Source organism: Vreelandella arctica (genome assembly GCF_037070215.1).
GTDB lineage: Bacteria > Pseudomonadota > Gammaproteobacteria > Pseudomonadales > Halomonadaceae > Vreelandella > Vreelandella arctica.
On sequence record NZ_JBANSN010000069.1, the window covers coordinates 1 to 5,232 of the forward strand.

The 5,232-nt window shown below is 47.1% G+C and carries 6 protein-coding genes; 3 read left to right on the top strand and 3 right to left on the bottom strand.

Features of this window, described 5'->3' with window-relative positions; genetic code table 11:
- Window positions 1–357 precede the first annotated feature (357 nt).
- From gloA to V8L70_RS22490, 3 genes are all read right to left on the bottom strand, one after another.
- Window positions 358–891, bottom strand: coding sequence for a lactoylglutathione lyase (gene gloA, locus V8L70_RS22480; RefSeq protein WP_101146479.1), 534 nt, complete (start codon window positions 889–891; stop codon window positions 358–360).
- 84 nt (window positions 892–975) lie between these two features.
- On the bottom strand, window positions 976–2,559 hold the full coding sequence (locus V8L70_RS22485; RefSeq protein ID WP_290696123.1) for a GMC family oxidoreductase: 1,584 nt from the start codon (window positions 2,557–2,559) through the stop codon (window positions 976–978).
- 47 nt (window positions 2,560–2,606) lie between these two features.
- Window positions 2,607–3,173: a twin-arginine translocation signal domain-containing protein gene (locus V8L70_RS22490; protein ID WP_101146741.1), complete on the bottom strand. Its 567-nt coding sequence runs from the start codon at window positions 3,171–3,173 to the stop codon at window positions 2,607–2,609.
- 251 nt (window positions 3,174–3,424) lie between these two features.
- On the opposite strand from V8L70_RS22490, the gene V8L70_RS22495 reads away from it, so the two are divergent.
- The 3 genes from V8L70_RS22495 (at window position 3,425) to V8L70_RS23000 (ending at window position 4,908) form a co-directional block, all read left to right on the top strand.
- Entirely contained in the window at window positions 3,425–3,709 is a 285-nt protein-coding gene (locus tag V8L70_RS22495) for a ribbon-helix-helix domain-containing protein (protein ID WP_101146740.1), read from the top strand.
- Window positions 3,710–4,511: 802 nt separating this feature from the next.
- The gene (locus V8L70_RS22500; RefSeq protein WP_198556075.1) at window positions 4,512–4,673 is read left to right on the top strand and encodes a hypothetical protein; all 162 of its coding nucleotides are present in this window, start codon (window positions 4,512–4,514) and stop codon (window positions 4,671–4,673) included.
- Window positions 4,674–4,752: 79 nt separating this feature from the next.
- Complete coding sequence (locus tag V8L70_RS23000) at window positions 4,753–4,908, top strand: RipA family octameric membrane protein (protein WP_442906362.1); 156 nt, start codon at window positions 4,753–4,755, stop codon at window positions 4,906–4,908.
- The last annotated feature ends 324 nt before the right edge of the window (window positions 4,909–5,232 follow it).

Genomic DNA, 5,232 nt, shown 5'->3' on the forward strand with positions numbered 1-5,232 from the left:
AAATGAGATTTCAGTCGGAAAGTTCATAGCATGATCCTCCATCAGGTGGAGGTCAAAGAATGGCTCAATTCACGCTCGTCATGTGCTAAGGTTAATTCATGGTCAGGGCTCGACCCAAAGCGGCCAGTCGTGATAGACAACAGTCGGGCCAAAAGCGGTCGTCGAGTGCCTACGAAACTAGGGTCGATTCAAATCGCTTAAAAATTCGCCGCTTGAACGTACAATTAATAGGCGCCTACGATGACCCACCGTCATATGCTCAGCTACGTTGCTGTCATCTAGCCATTCATAAAAAATTACGTCCAGCCTGAAAAGTTGGACGTAATATATGGGTTGTATAGTGGGACTATTTATCTATTAATCACCAAGCTCTGCTAAACGATCTGCTTGGACTACTTCAATCCAGTAGCCATCGGCATCCTTCACAAAAATAACGTTTTTCATTTTTCCTTGGTCTGAGCGCTTAATAAAGGTGACATTGTTTGTATCGAACCATTCTTCAGCTGCTTCTAGGTTCGGCACATTAAAGCAAATATGACCGAAACCTTGAGGCTCAGCGTTACCATCATGGTAGCTAAAATCTTCCTGCTGCTCAGTCCCCCAGTTATGGGTCAGTTCAAGCAGTCCACGTTGTTTAAAAGTCCATACGGTACGCTCCCCTTTATCCTCTGGCACTGCCTCATCACCTTGTAGGTTGGCCAGAAAATAAAGCGTAAACTGCATTTCTTCAAAATCGAGTCGTCTTAATAACTGCATTCCAAATACCCGCGAATAGAATGCAAGTGCTGTGTCAGGATTTTTTGTGCGCAGCATCGTATGATTAAGGCAAAAACCTGCTGAATTGGCAGTGGGGGACTGTATGCCGGGATGCTTCTCGCCTTCAAAACTCATAAATCACCTCTTTTAAATGGTAAATATACTGCCAATTTTAGTAGCTTTGCCCAGCTCCCAGTAAATGCTAGGCACTACACTCATTTAAACCACGCCGGTTCGCATCAGCTGTCCAATATGCTCAGCCTGACGGATGGCCAATGAGACTATAGTTAAGGTCGGATTCTCAGCTGCTGAGGTCGTAAATTGGCTGCCATCGGAAATAAACAAGTTCGGAATTTCATGAGAGCGTCCATAACCGTCACAAACACCTTCATCGGGCTTTTTACTCATACGGCAGGTGCCAAGGTTGTGAGTAGAGGGATAGGGCGGCACCTCATAAATATCTTTTGCCCCTACTGAGCGGTAGAGATCGGCACCTTGGCGGTAGCCATGGTCACGCATGGCGATATCATTAAGATGGTCGTCATAGTGCACATTTGCTACAGGAAGGCCAAAGCGATCCTTAACGTTATCATTTAGAGTTATTCTATTGGTTGTTTGGGGTAGATCTTCGCCAACTAGCCACATACCGGCCATATGGTCATATTGATCTAGCGCGCCAGTAAAGCGCGGCCCCCACGCACCTGGATCAAGGAAAGCCGCCATAAAGGGCAGGCCCAACGATACGGTTTCCATTTCGTAGCCGCCTACAAACCCCCTTGAAGTGTCGTGACGAGCTTCGTCAGCGATGATACCTGCCATGGTAGTGCCCTTGTACATATGCACTGGCTCGTCGAAGGTGGCATAAACTGACCCTGTCATGTGGCGCATATAGTTGCGTCCTACTTGATCTGAGCCGTTGGCAAGGCCATTTGGGAACATATCGCTGGCCGAGTTAAGCAGTAGACGAGGAGTTTCAATTGAATTCCCTGCGACTGCTACCATGCGTGCTCTCTGGCGTTGCTCGTTACCGTCAGCATCGAAATAAACGACTTCAGTTACTTTGCCTGTGTCGTCATGCTCTATGCGGGTAACGTGACTTTCGGGACGTAATTCAAGATGGCCGGTTGCGATTCCTTGGGGTAATTCTGTATAGAGAGTTGACCATTTAGCCCCCATTTTACAGCCTTGAAAACACAAACCACGTTGCTGACAGGCCGGACGCCCATCACGGTTTTCGCTATTAATCGCCATATGGCCAGTATTACAGGAGTACCCCATATTCTTTGCGCCGGCGTGCATGACCTTAAAGTTATTATTGCCAGAAAGACCTTTATTATCGTTAGTTCGAGTAACCCCCATGCGTCGCTCGGCTCTATCATAATATGGGGCCAGTTCATCGTAGCTTATCGGCCAGTCGAGTAAGTTTGCCCCTGGGATCTCACCATAAGTGCTTAGTGCAGCAAATTCGTGGGGCTGAATACGCAAGCTGGCCCCAGCCCAATGCACTGTGGTACCGCCTACTGATTTTACGATCCAAGCTGGCAGATTTGGAAAATCACGGGCTATACGCCAGCTACCTGAAGTTGTGCGATTATCCAGCCAGGCCAGCTGTGCAAAAGAAGCCCATTCATCGGCTAAAAAATCGCTACGTGTATGCAGTGCACCTGCTTCCAAGACCACTACATCAATACCTTGTTGAGCTAGCTCGTTGGCCAAGGTGCCACCGCCAGCTCCGGAACCGATGACTACAGCGACGGTGTTGTCGTCATAAGAAAAAGTTCGTTGCTCATCTATCATTGTCATCTGAGTGTCTCCGAAAAATTATTATTGTTGTGCAGCTTTGGCAGTTACTAGCCGGCCGTCTCAGTTGGTAAGTAGCCACCCTCTGGTTTCGGAGGGTCGGGAAGCCAGGTCAGATCGTTGAAGCCATTGTGGAGATAGCCGATATCACCTTCGGTTCCACCGTAACCGAAGTGAGCATATGCCAAAGAGTTGTCGTAAAGTGATACTACCGCATCAGATCGGATTGCCTGAAAAAAAGGAGTATTGGACATTAATGATAAATGTTCTAGCTGCTCGGCTTCGTTGAGGGCTAACCAGTCGCCTTCTGAGCGATCATTTAGAACTTTTATTCCATCATGCAATAGAGTATGAAACTCGCCGCTTTTTGATTTTTTATCCAGGCTTTGTACAACATGAGCATAGACAGCATCTTCTAGATCTGGGTGAGGAAAAATATGTTTCACAGCCGCAAGCAGGATTTCACCTTGCCGGGTGCTTAAAGAGTCGAGAGGCATTGCCCAACTAGTCGACGGTGCGAGTAGAGCGATAGGCCCGCTGGTAAAAGCCAGGGTGCCAGCCAGTACGCCGCCACTTCCTTTAAGGAAAACGCGACGCGAGATAGCGGTTGAACTCATCGCTAATTTCTCCTGTGGGCATGGAGGTTAAGTAGCCCCCACACATTAATTATTGTTGTGCTTGGATGCTTGATTTGCGCGAGCATCTATATCTGATACTAGACTCATTCTAAGAACGGTGGGTAACAGTGGATTACTACATCGACTATGGTCTAGTACGAATGGAGAGCGTATGTACTCAACGGCAAGGTATTCTTGATAGCCACGTCAATGTGCCAGCATGGATTCGCTGGTGCTAAGGGAGAATTGATATGTGCCATATTTACGCTTCAACCGATCCAGAGCGCTATGAATGCGTGACCAAATCTGTGCGCTTACAAGGCAAAGTCACCAGCGTGAGGTTAGAGAATGAGTTTTGGGAGGTGCTGGATCAGCTCGCTTATGATCAACATCTCTCCACAGGCCAGTTTATTACCAAGCTCTATAACGAAGTTTTGTTATCCAAAGGAGAAGTTTCAAATCTCACTTCACTGCTAAGAGTGGCTTGTATTGTGCATCTTCAGCAGTGCGCTAAACCTGCCGCTCGATTTGCTTAATTCAGAGCCGCCATAAGTTTTCGCAATGCTTATAATCCTGACCATTGAACCAGGACTATGAGCATGAAGTTCCGTTTTGTACCGGCATTGAGCTTCAGGCGCTGATAGTGGCCTATACGCATGGGAAAAAGCCAGTTTTGCGTCGTTGGCCTTTAACCAATTTGTTAATCAAATGAAAAGGCTGAATTATCTTTGGTTCCATAACAAGGGGCTCCAGCGGGCCACTTTTTCGGTGCGTTGAGCCTTCAAATCGGGCCGCTGAGCCCTGGGATTATGTTTTCGGCCCGAACAGTGCCGGACTAGGGGGCAGCGGAGCTGAAGAAATTTCAGAAAAGCATTTATGGTCCAGTCATACTCGGAGTTATTGAGTAAGCGGAGATCTAAAAATGACTACTTTGACCTGCATTTTGTCAGCACTGAAAGCTGTTGGAGGCACCGTGAAGTTCGGTGCATTGGTCTGGAAGGGGGCCGGGTATTTCCCAACGTTCTTAGGTGAGACAGTGAACCCGCTTGCCCTTCGAGATGAAGATTTCATGTTCCTTCACAACAGGTTTCTTGCTGCGTCGGGGCGCACGTATGAACCAGCTACGGCCACAGAGGTCCTGAATTGCAAATCTCTCTGTAACTCTGGTGTCCTGCGGCACGTTGGTTGTGGTTACAAGTTAACCTGGGCAAACAGGTATCTGGTCAAAAAAACATAACCAGTGCATCAAAAACGCTCCGGCCCTATCGGGCTTCCACCGGATGAATTGCCCCAGGTTTCCGGTGTTTTGGGCATTAGCTGACTTTGTGATGGAAGTTTATGGATAGTACGACGGAAGAATTGACACCAGAAGAATACGGAGAGGCTTTCGCCGGCAAAGAACCTGAGGCGCTGGAGCAAGCTCTCGATATGCGAAAATTCGAGATAGATCTTTATTGGAGAAGGCTACCTATTTCTGAACGTTTATCGGAGCAAGTTTAGCTGGCTTTATCGCTATACAGGCGTCCGGCTTTGCCAATAAACAAGACTTGGCAATTATCTTAGCTAGCTTGGACCTGGTATTTTCTTCCCTTGGTTTTGTGCAAATCGCGGTAGTAAATTCTGGCAAAAAAACTGGGAGAAGCACGTAGGTCAGCTGGAAGACAAGGTAACTGGCCCTCTATACAAAATCATTCTTGCAAGAAATAAACCTGCTTCTATCCGGAAAAATGTTTAGACGTTCTTACTGGTCCAGGTAGGATTTCTGTATCAAAGATCAATCAGCTCATAAGCTTGTATGTCTGTTTGCTTTGGGTTCTGCTCCTCGGTTATTCACTATCTGAGTTTGATATAGATAAACCTATCAACTGGTTATATGTTCTCATCATAGGGCTAAGTATCTCCATGTGCTTATCGTTCCTTTGTCTCGGTAGGTCGTATTGTAGTGGCATAGTGAATTTGGCCACCTACTTAGAGGTGCTAATATGCACCAAGACATCACTAGGTGGCAGCATGGCAACAAGACCAAAACGTAACTTTAGCCCTGAATTCCGACTCGAAG

Bases quoted from the DNA above. Each gene is read 5' to 3' on its own strand.
- V8L70_RS22495 (WP_101146740.1), top strand. From the start codon at position 3,425: ATGTGCCATATTTACGCTTCAACCGATCCAGAGCGCTATGAATGCGTG.
- V8L70_RS22490 (WP_101146741.1), bottom strand. From the start codon at position 3,173: ATGAGTTCAACCGCTATCTCGCGTCGCGTTTTCCTTAAAGGAAGTGGC.
- V8L70_RS22485 (WP_290696123.1), bottom strand. From the start codon at position 2,559: ATGACAATGATAGATGAGCAACGAACTTTTTCTTATGACGACAACACC.
- V8L70_RS22500 (WP_198556075.1), top strand. From the start codon at position 4,512: ATGGATAGTACGACGGAAGAATTGACACCAGAAGAATACGGAGAGGCT.
- gloA (WP_101146479.1), bottom strand. From the start codon at position 891: ATGAGTTTTGAAGGCGAGAAGCATCCCGGCATACAGTCCCCCACTGCC.